The sequence below is a fragment of the Paraburkholderia sp. ZP32-5 genome, from assembly GCF_021390495.1.
In the GTDB taxonomy this organism is placed as follows: domain Bacteria; phylum Pseudomonadota; class Gammaproteobacteria; order Burkholderiales; family Burkholderiaceae; genus Paraburkholderia.
This window is the reverse complement of sequence record NZ_JAJEJP010000001.1, coordinates 2,515,687-2,533,275: the sequence shown is the minus strand read 5'-3', so window position 1 is coordinate 2,533,275 and position 17,589 is coordinate 2,515,687. Positions and strand designations below refer to the sequence as shown.

Genomic DNA, 17,589 nt, shown 5'->3' with positions numbered 1-17,589 from the left:
TATTAAAATCAATCGGTTGTGATTTTAGTTTCATATTGAGAAACGTTATTTTCCCTATCGCAATTGCGCACTTGTGCCTTGCAACATGATTTTTTACGACGCAAAAAAATTTGTCACATCGTGAAATTTAGGGTGGGCGAGCGCCGGGCGAAAAAAAACCGGTGCCTGAGCACCGGTTTTTTGTTTGATGGACGAAGGAAATCGTCCGGGCTGTCAGATGCGCATCGTTGCGCGGCAAGCGTAGCGGCCTCGTCTGGCCGCTTGCCTGCGTGCTACCGCGATCAGTAGCGGTGAACAGCGATTAGCTGCCGCGACGCGCCGTGCGCGGGCCGTCGTTGCGGCGTGCGCTATAACCGTCGCGCGAACCGCCGTAGCCTTCACGCGAACCATAACCGTCACGCGAGCCGCCCTGGCCGTCGCGCGAGCCATAGCCGCCTTCGCGCGAACCGCCAGCCGACTTGTTGCCCCAGCTGTTGCCATTGCCATTGCTATTGCCGCTGCGCGAGCCGCCGTAGCCGCCCGGCTTGCCCGAGCCGCTGCCGAAGCGGCGGCCGCCGTTGCCACCCGGACGACCGCGGCCGCCGAAACCAGGACGGCCATTGCCCGAAGGCGGCGCCTTGCGCGGCTCGAAACCTTCGACGACGTTGACCGGCAGCGGCGTGCGCACGAAACGCTCGATCCGCTTCAGCGCGCCCTGTTCCGCGTGATGCACGAGGCTCACCGCGACACCGGAGCGGCCCGCGCGGCCGGTACGGCCGATACGGTGCACGTAGTCTTCGGCGAACTTCGGCAGGTCATAGTTGAACACGTGCGTGATGCCGGGGATGTCGATACCGCGCGCGGCGACGTCGGTTGCCACCAGCACGCGCACACGGCGCTCGCGCAGTGCGCGGATCGTGCGGTTGCGGGCGCCTTGCGGCAGATCGCCGTGCAGCGCGGCCGATTCGAAGCCGGCGTCGGCCAGACGGCCCGCGAGCTGGTCGGCGTCCATCTTGGTAGCCGTGAAGACGATGGCCTGGTCGAGGCCTTCGTCACGCAGCAGATGGTCGAGCAGACGGTCCTTGTGATCGCGGTCGTCGACGTAGTGGACGGTTTGCGCGATGTTGGTGCGCTGCTCCATGCGCTGGACGATCTCGATACGCTCCGGATCCTTCAGCAGACGGCCGGTCAGCGAACCGATCTTGCCGTCGAGCGTGGCCGAGAACAGCATGGTCTGACGCGTGGCCGGCGTCTCGGCGACGATCGTATCGATGTCGTCGATGAAGCCCATGTCGAGCATGCGGTCGGCTTCGTCGAGCACGAGAATCTGCAGTTGCGACAGATCGATGCGGCCGCGTTCGAGATGGTCGATCAGACGGCCCGGCGTGGCCACGAGGATTTCCGGGTTCTTCGCGAGCAGCATCAGCTGCTGGCCGTAGGCGACGCCGCCGAGAATGCTGACGGTGCGCAGCCGCTTCAGGTGCTTGCCGTACGTTGCCGCGGCGGTCGTGACCTGCATCGCGAGTTCGCGCGTGGGGGTCAGCACCAGCATGGTCGGACGTGCGACCGGCTGCGGACGGCGGCCGCGGCCACCGTCGGCCGGGCGCGGCTCGCGCGGCTGGCTTGCCTGGGCTTTTTGCAGCTGGGAGAAACGCTCGATAGCCGGCAGCATGAAGGCGGCGGTCTTGCCCGAGCCCGTCGGGCTCGAAACCAGCAGGTCGCGCCCGGCGATCCCGGCGGGCACCGCGCGCTGTTGAACCGGCGTCGGGTGCTCGTAGCCGGCGGCGGTCAACGCCGAGACGACGTCCGCGGACAGCCCGAGCGACGCGAAGGTCGGCTTGCCGGCGTCAGCCGGCGCATCGGCCGGCGTGGTGTTCGCTGCGGGGGCAAGACCGAGCGCCTCATCGGCGATCGCGTTCAACGGGCTGCTAGGAGTGTTGCTCAAAGTCATGTGAATCCTTAAAACGATCCTGGGGGTTCATCAAATGAAACGTCAACGCCAATCGGCATACCCAAGTCGTCGGATTCAGCGAGCAAAGAAGCAGCGAGCAAATCAAAAAACGGGGGCAACTCGCGACAATGAAGGCGAGCTTTTTGTTAGAAGCTGTATCGAATGCGACATGCCACTATGGCGTGCCGCCAGCCTGGGACTTGAGCCCGTAGAGGGCTAGGCAGAAGGGGACAGGTTCTAAACTGGATTGGAGCAAACGCTATGGGACGCTGCTTTGCGCGGACTACTCGAAAGCGGAGCCACACAGTGAAGCGCAGGCGGCATTATATAGAAGTTTGCTGCACTGCGCCACTGTTCATAGCGTGCCCTGGAGAAAAGATCGCTGCAATGAGGTAGGGCAGCGGCTTTTGCGGCGTCGGACGAGCGGCGCAACGTTGCGTCTGGCCAGCGCCGGGGACAGCGACGGCGTTGGCCTCTCACGCGCTTCGCGGCGAGCGCGCGAAGCGCGATCGATTCAGGCCGCGGTACCGCTCTTCAGCGATTCGACGAGCTCCACATATTGCTGCTTCGCAGCGTCCGGTGCGGTGCCTTTGAGCGCGGCCCACGCGTCGTACTTGTATTTGCCGACGATGTCGGTAAAGCCCGGTTTGTCGCCCTGCACGTCGCCTTCGCTGCCTTGCTTGAAGAGCGCGTAGAGGCGCAGCAGGGTGAGATTGCCCGGACGCTCCGGCAATTGCTGGACGTCTTGCTGGGCTTGTGCGAACTGGGTGTTGATGTCGGTCATGGTCGTTTGTCTCGTTGAGCGAGCGATGAGGTCGGCCGGGAATCATAGCAACGCAGCGCCGCTACGGAGCCGAGGGCTTATTCCAAACGGCGGGCCCTTGCAGACGTGCGCTCCAGCTTCCGCGCAAGCTGGCCGCAAACCACCATCCGCGCGCACGGTGCCGATTACAATACGGTCCATGACTCAAACAGTGCTCCTTGCCCTCGATACCTCGACCGAATTCTGTTCGGCGGCGCTGCTGTCAGCGAGCGTCGATGCGATCGGTCAGCCCACCGCCGAACCCCGCATCTGGCTGCGCCACGAACAGACCGGCGCGGTTTCCAGCACGCGCCTGCTGCCCGCGATTCGCGAGCTGTTCGACGAAGCCGGTCTCGCGCTCGCGGACTGCGATGCGATCGCGTTCGGCTCCGGTCCTGGCTCGTTCACGGGTCTGCGCACCGCGACCGGCGTCGCGCAGGGCCTCGCGTTCGGCCTCAATCTGCCGGTCGTGCCGGTGGGTACGCTGCTCGCGTGTGCCGAGAGCGCCCGTCTGCGCGATCCGTCGGCAACCCGTGTGCTCGCCGCGCTCGACGCGCGCATGGACGAAATCTATTGGGCCGATTACGCGTGGGACGACGCGCAACACGAATGGCGCACCGTGCAAACCGCGTCGCTCGATGCGCCAGATCGGCTCGCGTTGCCCGACGTACCGTTCACGCTCGCCGGCAATGCGGCAGCCGCGTTCGGCGAGCGACTGCCGGCGGCGGCCGCCGCGCGGCGCATTGATGGCGACGCGCTGCCGCATGCGGTGCCGCTCGCTTACGCTGCACTGCGCGCGTTTCATGCCGGACGCACGGTGCGCGCCGACCAGGCCGCGCCCGACTACGTGCGCGACAAGGTCGCGCAGACCACGGCCGAGCGCATTGCCGAAAAAGCGGCGAGGGCGGAGCAGGCGGCGAGCAGTGCGCGCGATGGCGCGCGCGGGCACACGTCCGGCGATAAGGCGAGTCCATGAGCGGCGTGCTACTCACGGACCGCTACATGTCGCCGATGACCGAAAGCGACCTGGACGAAGTCGCCGCCATCGAGAAGCTCGCGTATGAGTTTCCGTGGAGCCGCGGCAATTTCGGCGACTCGCTGCGCAACGGCTATTTCGGCGTCTGTCTGCGGCACGTGACAGGCGCGCTGATCGGCTATTGCGTGCTGATGCCGGTAGTCGACGAAATGCATCTGCTCAATCTGTGCGTGACGCCGCAGGCGCAAGGCGCGGGCGCCGGTCTCGCGTTGCTGCGCGAGGCGGTGCGCATCACGCGCGCCGAAAAGCTCGAAGGGCTGCTGCTCGAAGTGCGGCCGTCGAATCATCGGGCGATCCGGCTATACGAGCGCTTCGGCTTCGCATCGATCGGCCGGCGCAAAAATTATTATCCGGCGCGACATCGCAGCCGGGAGGACGCGATCGTGATGCGTTATTCGTTTGCCATGGAGGGCGCAGATGGCGCTGCATGAATCGGTGCTGGAAGAATTCGGACTCTCGCCGCTGTGGGTGCGTCGCGGGATCGCGGCGCGCGAGGTAGCGGGGGATGCGCAGACTGCGGACCATGCCGAGGCGGCGCCGGCTAGCGACATTGCGCATGGTGCGCACGATGCGCCTGCCGAAGCGGCGGAAGCCGTTGCGCACATCCAGCGTGCGGAGACCGCGACCCCACCCGTGCGTGAATCGATGCGCGAATCGATGCGCTCACCCGCCGACACACGCGAGCCGCCGACGCAACGCGAACCGGCACCGTCCCACTCGCGATACGAAGACGACGCGCCGCGGCAACCCTCGTCGCAACAGCCCCAGCCGTCCCCCGAACCGTCGAACCTCGATATCCCGCCCGATGACGACTTCGCGTGGTTCGACGACCCGTCCGCGAGCGCACCGGCATCCGCATTCACCTCCGCCGAAGCACGCCACGACGCACCGATGCTGCCCGCCATCCACACGCTCGACTGGGACGCGCTCGGCGAGCGCGTCGCCGCGTGTCAGGCGTGCCGGCTGTGCGAGAAGCGCACGAACACGGTATTCGGCGTCGGCGATCGCGACGCCGACTGGATGCTGATCGGCGAGGCACCTGGCGAGAACGAGGACCGCCAGGGCGAGCCGTTCGTCGGTCAGGCCGGCAAGCTGCTCGACAACATGCTGCATTCGCTCGCGCTTGCACGCGGCACGAATGTCTATATCGCGAACGTGATCAAGTGCCGTCCGCCCGGTAACCGCAATCCGCAGCCGGATGAAGTCGCGCGCTGCGAGCCGTATCTGCAACGTCAGGTGTCGCTCGTGAAGCCGAAGCTGATCGTCGCGCTCGGGCGATTCGCCGCGCAAAGTCTGTTGAAGACCGAGGCGAGCATTTCGTCGCTGCGCGGTCGCGTGCATACGTACGAGGGCGTGCCGGTGATCGTCACGTATCACCCCGCGTATCTGCTGCGCAGTCTGCCGGACAAGGCGAAGGCCTGGGCGGATCTGTGCCTCGCGCGCGATACGTGGCTCAAGGGCGGCGGCGCGCCGTCGAGCGAAGCGGAGTGATCACGTCGAATGACGGAGCGGCGGGCGATGCCATCGAGCCTGCCAGCCGCGCCGCGCTTTTCACTGCATTGCTCGGGGCGCGCGGCGAGACGCGGATCGCCGCGTCGTCAGACCTGCCTTCCAGCATTCAATTCAGTACGCCGTTCAATCTCCCGCGCGAACCATTGCGCGATGCCGCCGTCCGCGATCTCGCGTGGCTGCTGCTGAGTCCCGATCTATTGCGTCCGCAACCTCCGCTGGGTGTGCTGGCGAATCCGTTCGAAACAGCACAGGAATGGCAGGCCACGATCGACTGGCTCTACGCGCTCGATACCAATCCCGACCCGCTGCACCGCGATCTCGCGGCGACTCGTATCACTCGTCTTGGCCGCTACGCTGAACGGCTGCTCGGCTGGTTCCTGCAGCACGGTCCGGCGGCCCGGCTGGTCGCGGCCGGTGTCGCGCTACGGCATGCGGGCGTCACGCTCGGCGAATGCGATTTTCTGGTGGAGAGCCACGAGGGCGCGCGGCTGCATTGGGAGCTTGCGGTGAAGTGCTATCTGCACGCGGGCAATGTGTGCAGCACAAGCAACACGAGCAACGCGGATGATTCGACGCCAGCACGTCTCGCCGATTACGTCGGCCCCAATCTGAAAGACCGTTTCGATCTCAAGCTCGCGCATCTGCTCAATCATCAGTTGCCGTTGAGCGCGCGCGACGAGTTTGCATCGACCGGCTATGCGGGCGCGTGGACGCCGCAAATGTTCGTCAAAGGCTGGCTGTTCTATCGGCATGGCGAGACGCCGGCGGATGCGCCCGAACTCGATCCGGCGCATGGTCGCGGCTGGTGGGTGACGCGCGGCGACTGGCCAGCTTTTGCGCTTGCGCATGCGCGGATGTGGCGCGCGTTGCCGCGGCTCGAATGGCTTGCGCCGCGACTGACGATGCAACGCGAACAGCCCGGCGCGGCGGATGCGTCGTACGTCGATGCACTCACGCTCGCCGCATCGACGTCGAACCAGCCCGGCCCGGTGATGGTTGCCGCGTTCGTCGAAGACCACGCCGGTAATCTGATCGAGCGCTCGCGCGGCTTTATCGTGCCCGACGAGTGGCCTGAGCAGGCACGGCGCTACGCGCGGCAATAAAGCGCGGCGCTGGAGCGTCGGCGCTGTCGGCCGCGGTCTCAGCAGTAAAGCAGAACGGAAGCGGCGCTCTCGCCGTCACCACCAGCGATGAAAATGATGCACGGGTCCAACCCCGCTGCCGACGTCGAGCCGCTCGCTTGCCTGCAGCGCGCCGGTCAGATAGACCTTCGCATCCGCGACCGCGCTCGCCAGATCGGCACGCTGCGGAATCAGCGCCGCGATCGCCGACGACAGCGTGCAGCCCGTGCCGTGCGTATTCTTCACCGGCACGCGCGGACCGCCCAGACGCAGCGTGCCGCTGTCCTGCACCAGCCAGTCGGGGCTGTCGGCCGCGCTCAGATGGCCGCCTTTCATCAGCACCGCGCGGGCGCCTAGCGCGCGCAGCGCCTCGCCTTGTTCAACCATGCCGGCTTCGTCGGCGGCGCACTGCGTGCCGAGCAGCGCCGCCGCTTCCGGCAGATTCGGCGTCAGCAGATCGGCGAGCGGCAGCAGTTCGTCGCGCACCGCCGCAACCGCATCGGGCAGCAGCAGCGCGTGATTGCTCTTCGAGATCATCACCGTGTCGAGCACGATGTGCTTCGGCTTATGACGGCGCAGCGCATCGGCGACCGCGCGCGCGATCGGCGCATTGGCCAGCATGCCGATCTTCACTGCATCGATGCGGATATCGTCGAACACCGCATCGAGCTGTGCGGTGATGAAGCCCGCATCCGGCGCGTGAATGGCCGTGACGCCGCGCGTGTTCTGCGCGGTCAGCGCGGTAATCACGCTCGCGCCATACGCGCTGAGCGCGGAAAAAGCCTTCAGATCGGCCTGAATGCCGGCGCCGCCGCCGGAATCCGAACCAGCGATCGTCAGCACATTGGGAATCGGTTGGGTCATGGTCAAGCGAGGAAGAAGGAGGGCGCGCGAATTTGCCGTGACGGGCTCGCGAGTGAAGCGGTTTGCCGGTTCGATACCGCTCTTAGTGCCTGACTTCGCCGATCAGCGCGACGGAGTCGAACGCGCGCTGGTTCGCCTGGTGACGGCGCATCACGAGCCACATCATCAGGCACACGAAGGTGCCGAACAGCACGATGACCGCGGCGACCGGCACGTCGAGCCATACGAGCACCGCGTACAGGCACAGCATCACCAGCACCGACAGATTTTCGTTGAAGTTCTGCACCGCGATCGAGTGCCCGGCGGACAACAACACGTGCCCGCGATGCTGCAGCAGTGCGTTCATCGGCACGACGAAAAAGCCTGACAGTCCACCGACGACCATCAGGAACACATACGCGAATACCAGATAGCCGGGCACATGCATGCGGCCGAAATAGAGGCCCCAATGCGCGGGAAACAGATCGCGGGTGTAGAACGCCATCAGCATCACGGCGATACCCATCATGATGCCGACGGGCAGCACCGACAACGACTTTTTCAGCGGCACGCGCGAGGCCGCGAAGATCGCGCCGCCCGCGACGCCGACGGCCACCACCGCCTGCAGAATCGCGGCCTCGGACAGCGACATGCCGAGCGATACCTCGGCCCATTTCAGCACGATGAATTGCAGCGTCGCGCCCGCGCCCCAGAACAGTGTGGTCACCGCGAGCGAAATCTGGCCGAGCTTGTCGCGCCACAGCACCAGAAAGCAGTCGGCGAAATCGGTGATCAGGCGGATCGGCCCATGCTCCTGCTTCGGATAGCGCGCGCCGGTGTCGGGAATACGCAGATTGAAAAGCGCGGCAACCACATAAATGCCCATGATGATGAGCATCGCAGCTTCGGCCGGTGTATTGACGGTGGGGATGTGCTGCCTGAGGATCGGCGCGGCGATATGCGGGCTGATCAACGCGCCGCCGAGTACCGTGCCGAGAATGATCGAGCCGACCGTGGTGCCTTCGATCCAGCCGTTCGCGGCGACCAGTCGGTCAGGCGGCAGCAGCTCGGTGAGAATGCCGTACTTGGCGGGCGAATAGGCCGCCGCGCCAAAGCCGACGATGCCGTACGCAATCAGCGGATGCGCGCCGACCAGCATCGTCAGACAGCCAACGACCTTGATGGTATTGGTGATGAACATCACGCGTCCTTTCGGACGGGAGTCGGCGAAGGCACCGACGAAGGCGGCAAGAACGACGTACGACAGCACAAAGAACAGCTTGAGCAGCGGCGTCATCCAGTTCGGAGCGTGAAGATCTTTCAGCAGTGCGATAGCAGCGATCAGAAGCGCATTGTCGGCCAGCGACGAAAAAAACTGCGCGGCCATGATGGTGTAAAAACCTTTTTTCATCTGATGCGATGCTGTCCTCGCTGCGGTCTGTCCGCCCCGGCCGTTTATCATGCGTCCGGGCTTATGCCGATCGAAATGGGTTGTGCGCACGGCTTTATATCATGAAAATAGCTGAATTCGGACTAGCAGAATCCTTGATCGCACCGTCCAGCGGGCCGCCCAGCGTTGAAAACGCCGTGTAAGCCGCTGATTCGCAAGTGTCTTTACGTAAAAATCCCATGCCGCGCCCCCTCTCAGCCACGATTCATACCGCCGCTCTCGCCAATAATCTTGCCGTTGCCCGGCGTTATGCGCCGAAATCGAAAATCTGGGCCGTCGTGAAGGCCAATGCATATGGGCATGGGCTTGCGCGGGTATTTCCGGGTTTGCGCGCAACCGACGGCTTTGGGTTGCTGGACCTCGAAGAAGCGGTGAAGTTGCGTGAATTGGGCTGGGCGGGCCCGATTCTTCTGCTGGAAGGCTTTTTCCGGCCGACCGATATCGACGTGATCGACCGCTATAGCCTCACCACCGCGCTGCATTCGGACGAGCAACTGCGCATGCTCGAAATGGCGCGCCTGTCCAAACCGGTCAATATCCAGTTGAAGATGAACACCGGCATGAACCGGCTCGGCTACACGGTCGAGAAATTCCGCGCCGCGTGGGAACGCGCGCGCGCGTGTCAGGGCGTCGGCCAGATCACCTTGATGACCCATTTTTCCGATGCCGACGGCGAACGCGGCATCGCCTATCAGATGGAAGCATTCGAGCGCGGCGCGCAGGGCATTGCCGGCGCGCGCAGCCTCTCGAATTCCGCGGCGACGCTGTGGCATCCGGAAGCGCATTTCGACTGGGTGCGCCCCGGCATCATCCTGTATGGCGCGTCGCCATCGGGCGTGACGGCCGCGATCGACGGCACCGGCCTGCAACCGGCGATGACGCTCGCATCGGAACTGATCGCGGTGCAAACGTTGAGCGAAGGCAGCACGGTCGGCTACGGTTCGGCGTTTACCGCGCGCGGATCGATGCGCATCGGCGTGGTCGCGTGCGGTTACGCGGACGGCTATCCGCGTGTCGCGCCGGAAGGCACGCCGGTGATCGTCGACGGTGTGCGCACGCGCATCGTCGGACGCGTATCGATGGACATGCTGACCGTCGATCTGACGCCGGTGCCCACCGCCAACGTCGGCTCGCGCGTTGAACTGTGGGGCAACGCGCTGCCCATCGACGACGTCGCGCAGGCCTGCGGCACGATCGGCTATGAGCTGATGTGCGCGGTCGCGCCGCGTGTGCCGGTTCGCGCGGAGTAACGCGTGGCGAAAGCGAAGACGTTGTACGTTTGCAGCGAATGCGGCGGCCAGTCGCCGAAGTGGTCCGGTCAATGCCCGTCGTGCCAGGCGTGGAATACGCTGGTCGAATCGGTGGCCGAGGGGCCGTCCACGCATCGTTTCCAGTCACTCGCGAAGAGCACGCCGGTGCGGCGCCTCGCCGACATCGAAGCCTCGGATGTGCCGCGCTTTTCCACCGGCGTCAGCGAATTCGATCGCGTGCTCGGCGGCGGTCTCGTGCCGGGCGGCGTGGTGCTGATCGGCGGCGATCCGGGTATCGGCAAATCGACACTGCTGCTGCAGTCGCTCGCCGAAATCGCGGCGGATAAACGCGCGCTCTATATCAGCGGTGAGGAGTCGGGTGCGCAGATCGCGTTGCGCGCGCAACGATTGGCGTTGCTCGAACCCGGGTCGAAGGCGAGCGAACTGCAATTGCTCGCGGAAATCCAGCTCGAAAAAATCCAGGCGACCGTCGCCGAGCAGCGCCCCGACGTCGCGGTGATCGACTCGATCCAGACCGTCTATTCCGATGCACTGACGTCGGCGCCGGGCTCGGTCGCGCAGGTGCGCGAGTGCGCGGCGCAGTTGACGCGCATCGCCAAGCAGTCGGGCACGACGATCATCATGGTCGGCCACGTGACGAAAGAGGGCGCGCTTGCCGGTCCGCGCGTGCTCGAACACATCGTCGACACGGTGCTGTATTTCGAGGGCGACACGCATTCGTCGTACCGCCTCGTGCGCGCGATCAAGAACCGCTTCGGCGCGGTCAACGAACTCGGCGTATTCGCGATGACCGAGCGCGGCTTGCGCGGCGTCGCGAATCCGTCGGCGTTGTTTTTGTCGCAGCACGAGCAGTCGGTGCCGGGTTCCTGTGTGCTGGTCACGCAGGAGGGCACGCGCCCGCTGCTGGTCGAGGTGCAGGCGCTCGTCGACTCGGCTAATGCGCCGAATCCGCGGCGTCTCGCGGTCGGCCTCGAACAGAACCGTCTCGCGATGCTGCTCGCGGTACTGCACCGGCACGCGGGCATCGCCTGTTTCGATCAGGATGTGTTCCTGAACGCGGTGGGCGGGGTCAAAATCTCCGAGCCCGCCGCCGATCTGGCGGTATTGCTCGCGATCCATTCGTCGATGCGCAACAAGCCGCTGCCGAAGGGGCTCGTCGTGTTCGGCGAAGTTGGGCTTGCCGGCGAAATCCGGCCGTCGCCGCGTGGTCAGGAACGTCTGAAGGAAGCGGCCAAGCTCGGCTTTTCGGTCGCGGTGATTCCGAAGGCCAATGCGCCTAAGCAGCCGATCGAAGGCTTACAGGTGATTGCGGTCGAACGGATCGAACAGGCGATCGACCGGGTGCGCACGCTTGATTAAGCGGGCTTGCGGCGAAAGTGCGCGCCGTATCCGTGGCGTGCACCTTGCACGCCGTAATGCGCGGTAAATAACTCCATATTGTCTGTAACCTGGCCGCCATACCTTTTTTCTAAGCTGCGAGGGATTGCATCCCTTCTGATGCCGAAAAAGGATCGCGCTTTGAAACAACTCGATGAAACCGTAGCCGAGCGCCCCATCCATGTGCGCGGCTGCCGGGTCTCCGCACCGATTCGCCAGCCTTGGGGCGGGGCCTGCCGGATCGTCGAATGGATCGATACGGCCGGGCAAATATCGCGCCGGGTCGTCGCGGAAGATGTTACCGCCGCCGAGGTGCGCGCCACGATCAGCCGCCATGTGGAAGGCCGCAAGCATCTGCTGTACGACGACGAAAAATCGCCGCGCCAGACTCTGCCCAGACAGACGGTGGTGCGGCGTTAAGTACTGACAACAGGCGGCGCGGTTTGCTCTGTATCCGCGTCCGCCGTGATTCGTGTTTATCCGCTGGCAGCCGGTGTTTGTCTTTCGTTTTACGCACGGGCTTTGCTTGTCTCGCAACGGCGGCCCGATGTCGCCGCTTTTCTCCCCTAGTTTCTTACCAATCCTGCCCGAACCGCGGCGAGCCTTCTTCGCGGTTCGCGCCTGACTTTCTGTGGCTCCGCATCGCGTGGCGGCTTCACGATCCGCGTTAATCCGCCCGGCGGCTGATGCCGCCATTCACGCGCCCGACCGCTCCTTCCACGCTTTCACTCTCCGCCGCCTACGCGTTCGGATCGAACAGCGGATGCCGTGCGGCCTCGGCCGGCGTCAGCACGGGCGACACGCAGCAGTCGAGCGATTCGAGCGCCTGCAGCCATTCGTCGAGCGTATGGGTGCCGATCACATTGGCCAGTTCCTGAATCAGCGCCACCGCGTCCGGGCCGCCGATCGCCTGACCGAGGCTCCAATGACGCGTCGCCCACTCGGGCCGATCGAGCGCCATGCACAGCGTTTCCCAGAATTTGAGTTCGAGCGCGCCGACCGCAAGCCAGCGTCTGTCGCTGGTGCGATACAGGTTGTAGCAGGGCACGCCGCCATTGAGCAGACCGGCGCCGGCGGCCGGCGCGGCGCCGTCGTTGGCGAGCGCGACCTGCGCGACGACGTTGTGCGCGTGGCTGACGTGCGTCATCGATATGTCGACGAAGCGGCCTTCGCCGCCGCGCGCGACATGCCACAGCGCGGCGAGAATCTGCGTGACCGCGGCGAGCGCGCCGCCGAGCAGATCGGCAATCTGGAAGTTGGGCAGAATCGGCGCGCCGTCGCGGCCCGCCAGTTGATCGAGCACGCCCGCGTAGCCGATGTAGTTCAGATCGTGGCCGGCACGGTCCGCGAACGGGCCGCTCGCCCCATAGCCGCTAATCGCGCAATAGACGAGCCGAGGATTGGCCTCGCGCAGCGCGTCGTAGCCGAGGCCGAGCCGCGCCATGACGCCGGGCCGGAAGCTCTCGATCAGCACGTCCGCTTCGGCCGCGAGCGCGCGCAGCACGTTGCGTCCGGCGTGCGATTTGAGATCGAGACGGGTCTCGCGCTTGCCGCGATTGACCATCCGGTAGAACGCGCCGGGGCGGCCCGCGACGCGGTCGCTCGACGACTGCATCATCGTGCGGGTCGGGTCGCCCGCGCCGGGCGCTTCGATTTTCAGCACATCGGCGCCGAGTTCGGCGAGGCGCAGCGCGGCGACCGGACCCGGCAGCAGACGCGTGAGATCGAGCACGCGCAGCCCCTGCAACGGTGGCGGGATGGCCGGGGAGGCGGGCGCCTGCTCCTCCGATGGCCCGGACGACGAGTTCGCAAATGACAAAGCCAAGCTCCCGTGGATGCCGGCGCGGCCCGGCCCTGGCGTGTCGCCAGTTGCCGCTAGCCGATCTGTTCGAGTTCCTCGTGCGTTTCGAGCCATTCGGCTTCGAGCGTATCGAGGCGCGCGTTCACGTCTGCCTGACGGCGGATCGCCTCCGTCAGCTTGTTCTTCTGTTCGGGCTCATAGCTGGCCGGATCGGCGACCAATGCATCGAGCGTCGCTTTCTCCGCGTTGAGCCCATCCATTTCCTTTTCGATTTTCGCGATACGGCTTTGCAGCGGCTTTTTCAGATGCGCGAGCTTCTGACGCGTTTCCGCTTCGAGGCGACGCTGCTCCTTGCGGTTCACGCCGTTGTCGCTGCCCGCGCCGTTGCCCGTGCCTGCCGTGGCCGCCGCGCCGGCCTTCAGCGCCGCACGCTGCTCGGCCGCGTGCTGCAACAGCCAGTCGCGATAGTCGTCGAGATCGCCGTCGAATTCCTGCAGCCGATGCTTCGCGACGAGCATGAACTGATCGGTCGTCGCGCGCAGCAGATGGCGGTCGTGCGACACCAGGATCAGCGTGCCTTCGAATTGCGCGAGCGCCATCGTCAGCGCGTGGCGCGTTTCGAGGTCGAGGTGGTTGGTCGGCTCGTCGAGCAGCAGCAGATTCGGCTTCTGCCAGATGATCAGCGCGAGCGCGAGACGGGCTTTTTCGCCGCCGGAGAAGGGCGCGATTTTCGCGGTCGCCATATCGCCGGAGAAGTTGAAGCTGCCGAGGAAGTCGCGCAATTCCTGCTCGCGCGTGTCGGGAGCGAGGCGCGCGAGATGCTGCAACGGCGTGTCGTCCGCGCGCAGCGTTTCGAGCTGGTGCTGCGCGAAGTAGCCGATGCGCAGACCCTTGCCCTCGCGCACGTGGCCGGCGAGCGCTTCGAGCGTGCCCGCCAGCGTCTTGATCAGCGTCGACTTGCCCTGGCCGTTCGCGCCGAGCAGGCCGATGCGCTGGCCGTTCTGGATCGACAGCATCACGCGCTCGACGATCGGAATCTCGCTGCCGTCTTCCGCGTGGTAGCCGCAGCGCACGTCTTCCATGACCATCATCGGATTCGGCGCCGAATCGGGCGTGCGGAACTCGAACGTGAACGGCGACGCCGCATGCGCGGGCGCGATCAGTTCCATTTTTTCGAGCGCCTTGACGCGGCTTTGCGCCTGGCGCGCCTTGGTGGCCTGAGCCTTGAAGCGGTTGATATAGCTTTGCAGATGCGCAACCGTGCGCTGCTGCTTGTCGTACGCGCTCTGCTGCAGCGCGATCTGCTGCGCGCGCAGCACTTCGAATTGCGAGTAGTTGCCGCCGTAGCGTTTGATCTGCTGCTGCTCCAGATGCAGCGTGACATTGCAGACCGAATCGAGAAACTCGCGGTCGTGCGAAATCACGATCAGCGTGCCCGCGTAACGATGCAGCCAGTCTTCGAGCCAGACGATCGCGTCGAGGTCGAGGTGGTTGGTCGGTTCGTCGAGCAGCAGCAGGTCGGAGCGGCACATCAGCGCCTGCGCGAGATTCAGGCGCATGCGCCAGCCGCCGGAGAAGCTGCTGACCGGCTCGCGGGTCTGTTCGAGCGTAAAGCCGAGGCCGAGCAGCAGCGCTTCGGCGCGGGCCGGCGCGGTGTAGCCGTCGGCGTCCGCGAACGCGGCGTGTGCTTCGGCTTCGGCCGCGCCGTCGTGTGCGGCGGAGGCGGTGGCGATGCGCGCTTCGATGTCGCGCAGCGCGGCGTCGCCGTCGAGCGTATAGGCGAGGGCGGTTTTATCGGCGGCGGGAGTTTCCTGCGCGACGTGGGCGATGCGCCAGGTCGGCGGGATCGAGAAATCGCCGCCGTCCGCGTGCAGCTCGCCGAGCAGCACGGCGAACAGTGTCGACTTGCCCGCGCCGTTGGCTCCGACAAGGCCGGCTTTTTCACCGGGGTTCAAGGTGAACGTGGTGTTGTCGAAAAGCGGCTTGGTGCCGCGCGCGAGGCTGAACTGATTGAAGCGGATCACGACGGGGCCGGCTGAAGAAAACCGCTATTTTAGACTGCCGGGACCGCCGTCGCGCGTAACGCGCAGATTACCGCGGATGTCGCGGCGCGCCAGGCTGTCATCGGCCATTCGGCCGACTGTATCGGCGAGGCTTTTGGCATAGACTGACGGCTTTCACGGGGAGGGCACATGACATCGATTTATTCGTTTTCGGCGCGCACGCTCGGCGGCGAGGATGCGAGTCTCGCGCAATATCAGGGCAAGGTTCTGCTGATCGTCAACACCGCGAGCGAATGCGGATTCACGCCGCAGTACGCGGGCCTGCAGAAGCTCTACGATGCGTACGCGGCACGCGGGCTCGCGGTGCTCGGGTTTCCGTGCAACCAGTTTGGCAAGCAGGAGCCGGGCGACGCCGGGCAGATCGGCGCATTCTGCGAAAAGAACTACGGCGTGAGCTTCCCGATGTTCGACAAGGTCGACGTGAACGGCGCGAACGCGCATCCGCTGTTTCGCTATCTGACCGGCGAGGCGCCGGGGCTGCTCGGTCTCGAAGCGATCAAGTGGAATTTCACCAAGTTCCTGATCGGCCGCGACGGCAACGTCGTCAAGCGCTATGCGCCGCTGACCAAGCCCGAGGCGATCACCGCGGATATCGAAGCGCTGCTTTGAGGCGTTGTTGCGAAGCGCCGTTGTGAAGCGCGGCGGTGAGTTGCTGACGTGAAGCGGTGCATGAGAGCCGGCCCATGCCTTGGCGCTACGCGCAAGCCGGCCGGCCATGCGCGACGTTCGCGGCGCGCTTACAGGATCGGCGAAAAAAGCCGCGCCACATGCATCAGCATGCGTCGCCACGCGCGCGCATTGCGGTATTCGCGGCGGTCGATCTCGCGCGCCTCGGCGAAATCGTCGAGCAGCATCGTTTCGACTTCGAGCGCAAAGCCGCGGTCCACGGTCAGCACCATGATCTCGAAGTTGAGCCGGAACGAGCGGTTGTCGAGATTGGCGCTGCCGACCGCGGCCGCCACGCTGTCGATCAGCACCACCTTCTGATGCAGAAAGCCCGGCTGGTAGCGGAAGACGCGGATACCCGCGCGCAGCGAATCGTACGCATACAGCTTCGACGCGGCGAACACCACCAGGTGATCGCGCCGGCTAGGAATCAGGATACGGACGTCGACGCCACGCAGCACCGCGAGCCGTAGCGCGGCGAACACCGCTTCATCGGGCACGAGGTACGGCGTCGTGATCCAGACGCGCTCGCGCGCCGCGTTGATCGCTTCGACGAAAAACAGCGAGCAGGTTTCCTGCTTGTCGGCGGGACCGCTCGGCATGACGATGCAGTGCATGTTGTGCGCGGCATCGGGCTCTTCAGCCGGCGCGGTTGCGTCTGCCGGGGCTGCGGGCTCGGCCGGGTTTGTCTGTTCTGCCTGTTCTGCCGCCGGGTCCGGCGGCACGTCGAAGTCCGGCAACTGCTGCGTGGCCCAGTACCAGTCCTCGATGAATACGAACTGGATACTTTCGACCGCCGGGCCGCGCACCTCGATATGGGTATCGCGCCATGGCGACAGCGGCGGCTTCGCACCGAGATATTCGACGCCGACGTTATGGCCGCCGACAAACGCGCGCTCGCCGTCGACGGACACGATCTTGCGGTGATTGCGGAAATTCAGCTGCAGACGGTTGACGAAACGGCGATTGGTCGCGAACGGATGCATGTCGACGCCGGCCGCGCGCAGCGCCGCGACGTAGCGGTGCGGCAGGTCGAAGCTACCGATGCTGTCGTACAGAAAGTAGACCCGCACGCCCTGTTTCGCCTTCGCGATCAGCAGGTCCTTCAGCATGTCGCCGAGCGCGTCGTCGCGCACGATGAAGAACTGCACGATCACGTAGTGCCGCGCGTTTTCGATCGCGTCGAAAATCGCCGTGAAGGTCGCGGTGCCGTTCACCAGCGTGCGCACGGTGTTGCCCGGCAGGAACGGCATGCCACCCAGCCGCGTGAGCGACTGCACGAGCCGTGCGCCGAGCTGCTGCGTCGGCACGCCCGCCGACGACGCTTTGGTGTCCCAGATTCGCGGATGCGCGCGCGTGCGCAGCAATTCGTTTTCGACGCGGCGCGCGTCCGCGTAGCCGGCGAACTTGCTGCGGCCGAGGAACAGGTAAGGGATCAGCGTCAGATAGGGCATCGCGACCAGCGACACCGCCCACGCGATCGCGCCTTGCGACGTGCGGGTATGAAGAATCGCGTGGGCGGCCGCGATGATGCCCAGGATATGCGCAAGGGCAACCAGCGTGCCTACATGAAGCAGGTCGAATTGCATAAGTTCGCGAACAGTTGGCGAAGCCGTTGCGCGTCAGTCGAGCCGATGGCGGCGGGCGCGGCGGCGGTTTCGTGATCCGAGGCGCGCGTCAGCTATCGAACCCGATGCGCTCCCGGCTCGGCCGGGCT

Annotated in this window: 15 protein-coding genes; 8 read left to right on the top strand and 7 right to left on the bottom strand. The window is 65.3% G+C overall.

Annotated elements, in window-relative coordinates; genetic code table 11:
- Nucleotides 1-301: 301 nt before the first annotated feature.
- A complete protein-coding gene (locus L0U82_RS10715) occupies nucleotides 302-1,930 on the bottom strand; it encodes a DEAD/DEAH box helicase (RefSeq protein ID WP_233830688.1) in 1,629 nt (542 codons plus the stop codon).
- Between the two features lie 514 nt (nucleotides 1,931-2,444).
- Nucleotides 2,445-2,714, bottom strand: coding sequence for an acyl-CoA-binding protein (locus L0U82_RS10710; RefSeq protein ID WP_233830686.1), 270 nt, complete (start codon nucleotides 2,712-2,714; stop codon nucleotides 2,445-2,447).
- Nucleotides 2,715-2,892: 178 nt separating this feature from the next.
- Between L0U82_RS10710 and tsaB the strand changes: the two genes are divergently transcribed.
- The 4 genes from tsaB (at nucleotide 2,893) to L0U82_RS10690 (ending at nucleotide 6,383) form a co-directional block, all read left to right on the top strand.
- A complete protein-coding gene (gene tsaB, locus L0U82_RS10705) occupies nucleotides 2,893-3,708 on the top strand; it encodes a tRNA (adenosine(37)-N6)-threonylcarbamoyltransferase complex dimerization subunit type 1 TsaB (RefSeq protein WP_233830683.1) in 816 nt (271 codons plus the stop codon).
- The gene (gene rimI, locus L0U82_RS10700) at nucleotides 3,705-4,199 is read left to right on the top strand and encodes a ribosomal protein S18-alanine N-acetyltransferase (RefSeq protein WP_233830682.1); all 495 of its coding nucleotides are present in this window, start codon (nucleotides 3,705-3,707) and stop codon (nucleotides 4,197-4,199) included. Before tsaB ends, rimI begins: the two co-directional genes overlap by 4 nt.
- Complete coding sequence (locus L0U82_RS10695) at nucleotides 4,186-5,259, top strand: uracil-DNA glycosylase (protein WP_233830680.1); 1,074 nt, start codon at nucleotides 4,186-4,188, stop codon at nucleotides 5,257-5,259. The genes rimI and L0U82_RS10695 overlap by 14 nt, the downstream gene beginning before the upstream one ends.
- A gap of 113 nt (nucleotides 5,260-5,372) precedes the next feature.
- Nucleotides 5,373-6,383: a DUF1853 family protein gene (locus tag L0U82_RS10690; RefSeq protein ID WP_233833233.1), complete on the top strand. Its 1,011-nt coding sequence runs from the start codon at nucleotides 5,373-5,375 to the stop codon at nucleotides 6,381-6,383.
- Nucleotides 6,384-6,458: 75 nt separating this feature from the next.
- Here the strand turns inward: L0U82_RS10690 and thiD are convergent, their stop codons facing one another.
- Together thiD and lplT are read right to left on the bottom strand one after the other, a co-directional pair.
- Nucleotides 6,459-7,265 carry a bifunctional hydroxymethylpyrimidine kinase/phosphomethylpyrimidine kinase gene (gene thiD / locus L0U82_RS10685; RefSeq protein ID WP_233830678.1) on the bottom strand — a complete coding sequence of 269 codons (807 nt, stop codon included), beginning with the start codon at nucleotides 7,263-7,265 and terminating at the stop codon, nucleotides 6,459-6,461.
- Between the two features lie 82 nt (nucleotides 7,266-7,347).
- Nucleotides 7,348-8,655: a lysophospholipid transporter LplT gene (gene lplT / locus L0U82_RS10680; protein WP_233830676.1), complete on the bottom strand. Its 1,308-nt coding sequence runs from the start codon at nucleotides 8,653-8,655 to the stop codon at nucleotides 7,348-7,350.
- Nucleotides 8,656-8,873: 218 nt separating this feature from the next.
- On the opposite strand from lplT, the gene alr reads away from it, so the two are divergent.
- The 3 genes from alr (at nucleotide 8,874) to L0U82_RS10665 (ending at nucleotide 11,762) form a co-directional block, all read left to right on the top strand.
- On the top strand, nucleotides 8,874-9,944 hold the full coding sequence (gene alr / locus L0U82_RS10675; protein ID WP_233830674.1) for an alanine racemase: 1,071 nt from the start codon (nucleotides 8,874-8,876) through the stop codon (nucleotides 9,942-9,944).
- Between the two features lie 3 nt (nucleotides 9,945-9,947).
- A complete protein-coding gene (gene radA / locus L0U82_RS10670; RefSeq protein ID WP_233830672.1) occupies nucleotides 9,948-11,324 on the top strand; it encodes a DNA repair protein RadA in 1,377 nt (458 codons plus the stop codon).
- 159 nt (nucleotides 11,325-11,483) lie between these two features.
- Nucleotides 11,484-11,762 carry a DUF2866 domain-containing protein gene (locus L0U82_RS10665; RefSeq protein ID WP_233830670.1) on the top strand — a complete coding sequence of 93 codons (279 nt, stop codon included), beginning with the start codon at nucleotides 11,484-11,486 and terminating at the stop codon, nucleotides 11,760-11,762.
- A gap of 319 nt (nucleotides 11,763-12,081) precedes the next feature.
- Here L0U82_RS10665 and L0U82_RS10660 read toward each other — a convergent pair whose 3' ends face one another.
- Entirely contained in the window at nucleotides 12,082-13,089 is a 1,008-nt protein-coding gene (locus tag L0U82_RS10660) for a CaiB/BaiF CoA transferase family protein (protein ID WP_233833231.1), read from the bottom strand.
- Nucleotides 13,090-13,217: 128 nt separating this feature from the next.
- Complete coding sequence (locus tag L0U82_RS10655) at nucleotides 13,218-15,167, bottom strand: ATP-binding cassette domain-containing protein (protein ID WP_233830667.1); 1,950 nt, start codon at nucleotides 15,165-15,167, stop codon at nucleotides 13,218-13,220.
- Nucleotides 15,168-15,335: 168 nt separating this feature from the next.
- Here L0U82_RS10655 and L0U82_RS10650 point away from each other — a divergent pair, with 168 nt between their 5' ends.
- Nucleotides 15,336-15,815, top strand: a complete 480-nt coding sequence (locus L0U82_RS10650) for a glutathione peroxidase (protein ID WP_233830664.1) — start codon at nucleotides 15,336-15,338, stop codon at nucleotides 15,813-15,815.
- A gap of 128 nt (nucleotides 15,816-15,943) precedes the next feature.
- On the opposite strand, the gene cls is transcribed toward L0U82_RS10650, so the two are convergent.
- Nucleotides 15,944-17,461, bottom strand: coding sequence for a cardiolipin synthase (gene cls, locus L0U82_RS10645; protein WP_233830661.1), 1,518 nt, complete (start codon nucleotides 17,459-17,461; stop codon nucleotides 15,944-15,946).
- Nucleotides 17,462-17,589 lie beyond the last annotated feature (128 nt).

What these genes read in the sequence shown, in the direction of transcription:
- L0U82_RS10650 (WP_233830664.1), top strand. Translation starts at nt 15,336, where the DNA reads ATGACATCGATTTATTCGTTTTCGGCGCGCACGCTCGGCGGCGAGGAT.
- thiD (WP_233830678.1), bottom strand. Translation starts at nt 7,265, where the DNA reads ATGACCCAACCGATTCCCAATGTGCTGACGATCGCTGGTTCGGATTCC.
- alr (WP_233830674.1), top strand. Translation starts at nt 8,874, where the DNA reads ATGCCGCGCCCCCTCTCAGCCACGATTCATACCGCCGCTCTCGCCAAT.
- lplT (WP_233830676.1), bottom strand. Translation starts at nt 8,655, where the DNA reads ATGAAAAAAGGTTTTTACACCATCATGGCCGCGCAGTTTTTTTCGTCG.
- L0U82_RS10715 (WP_233830688.1), bottom strand. Translation starts at nt 1,930, where the DNA reads ATGACTTTGAGCAACACTCCTAGCAGCCCGTTGAACGCGATCGCCGAT.
- cls (WP_233830661.1), bottom strand. Translation starts at nt 17,461, where the DNA reads ATGCAATTCGACCTGCTTCATGTAGGCACGCTGGTTGCCCTTGCGCAT.
- rimI (WP_233830682.1), top strand. Translation starts at nt 3,705, where the DNA reads ATGAGCGGCGTGCTACTCACGGACCGCTACATGTCGCCGATGACCGAA.
- L0U82_RS10695 (WP_233830680.1), top strand. Translation starts at nt 4,186, where the DNA reads ATGGCGCTGCATGAATCGGTGCTGGAAGAATTCGGACTCTCGCCGCTG.
- L0U82_RS10710 (WP_233830686.1), bottom strand. Translation starts at nt 2,714, where the DNA reads ATGACCGACATCAACACCCAGTTCGCACAAGCCCAGCAAGACGTCCAG.
- tsaB (WP_233830683.1), top strand. Translation starts at nt 2,893, where the DNA reads ATGACTCAAACAGTGCTCCTTGCCCTCGATACCTCGACCGAATTCTGT.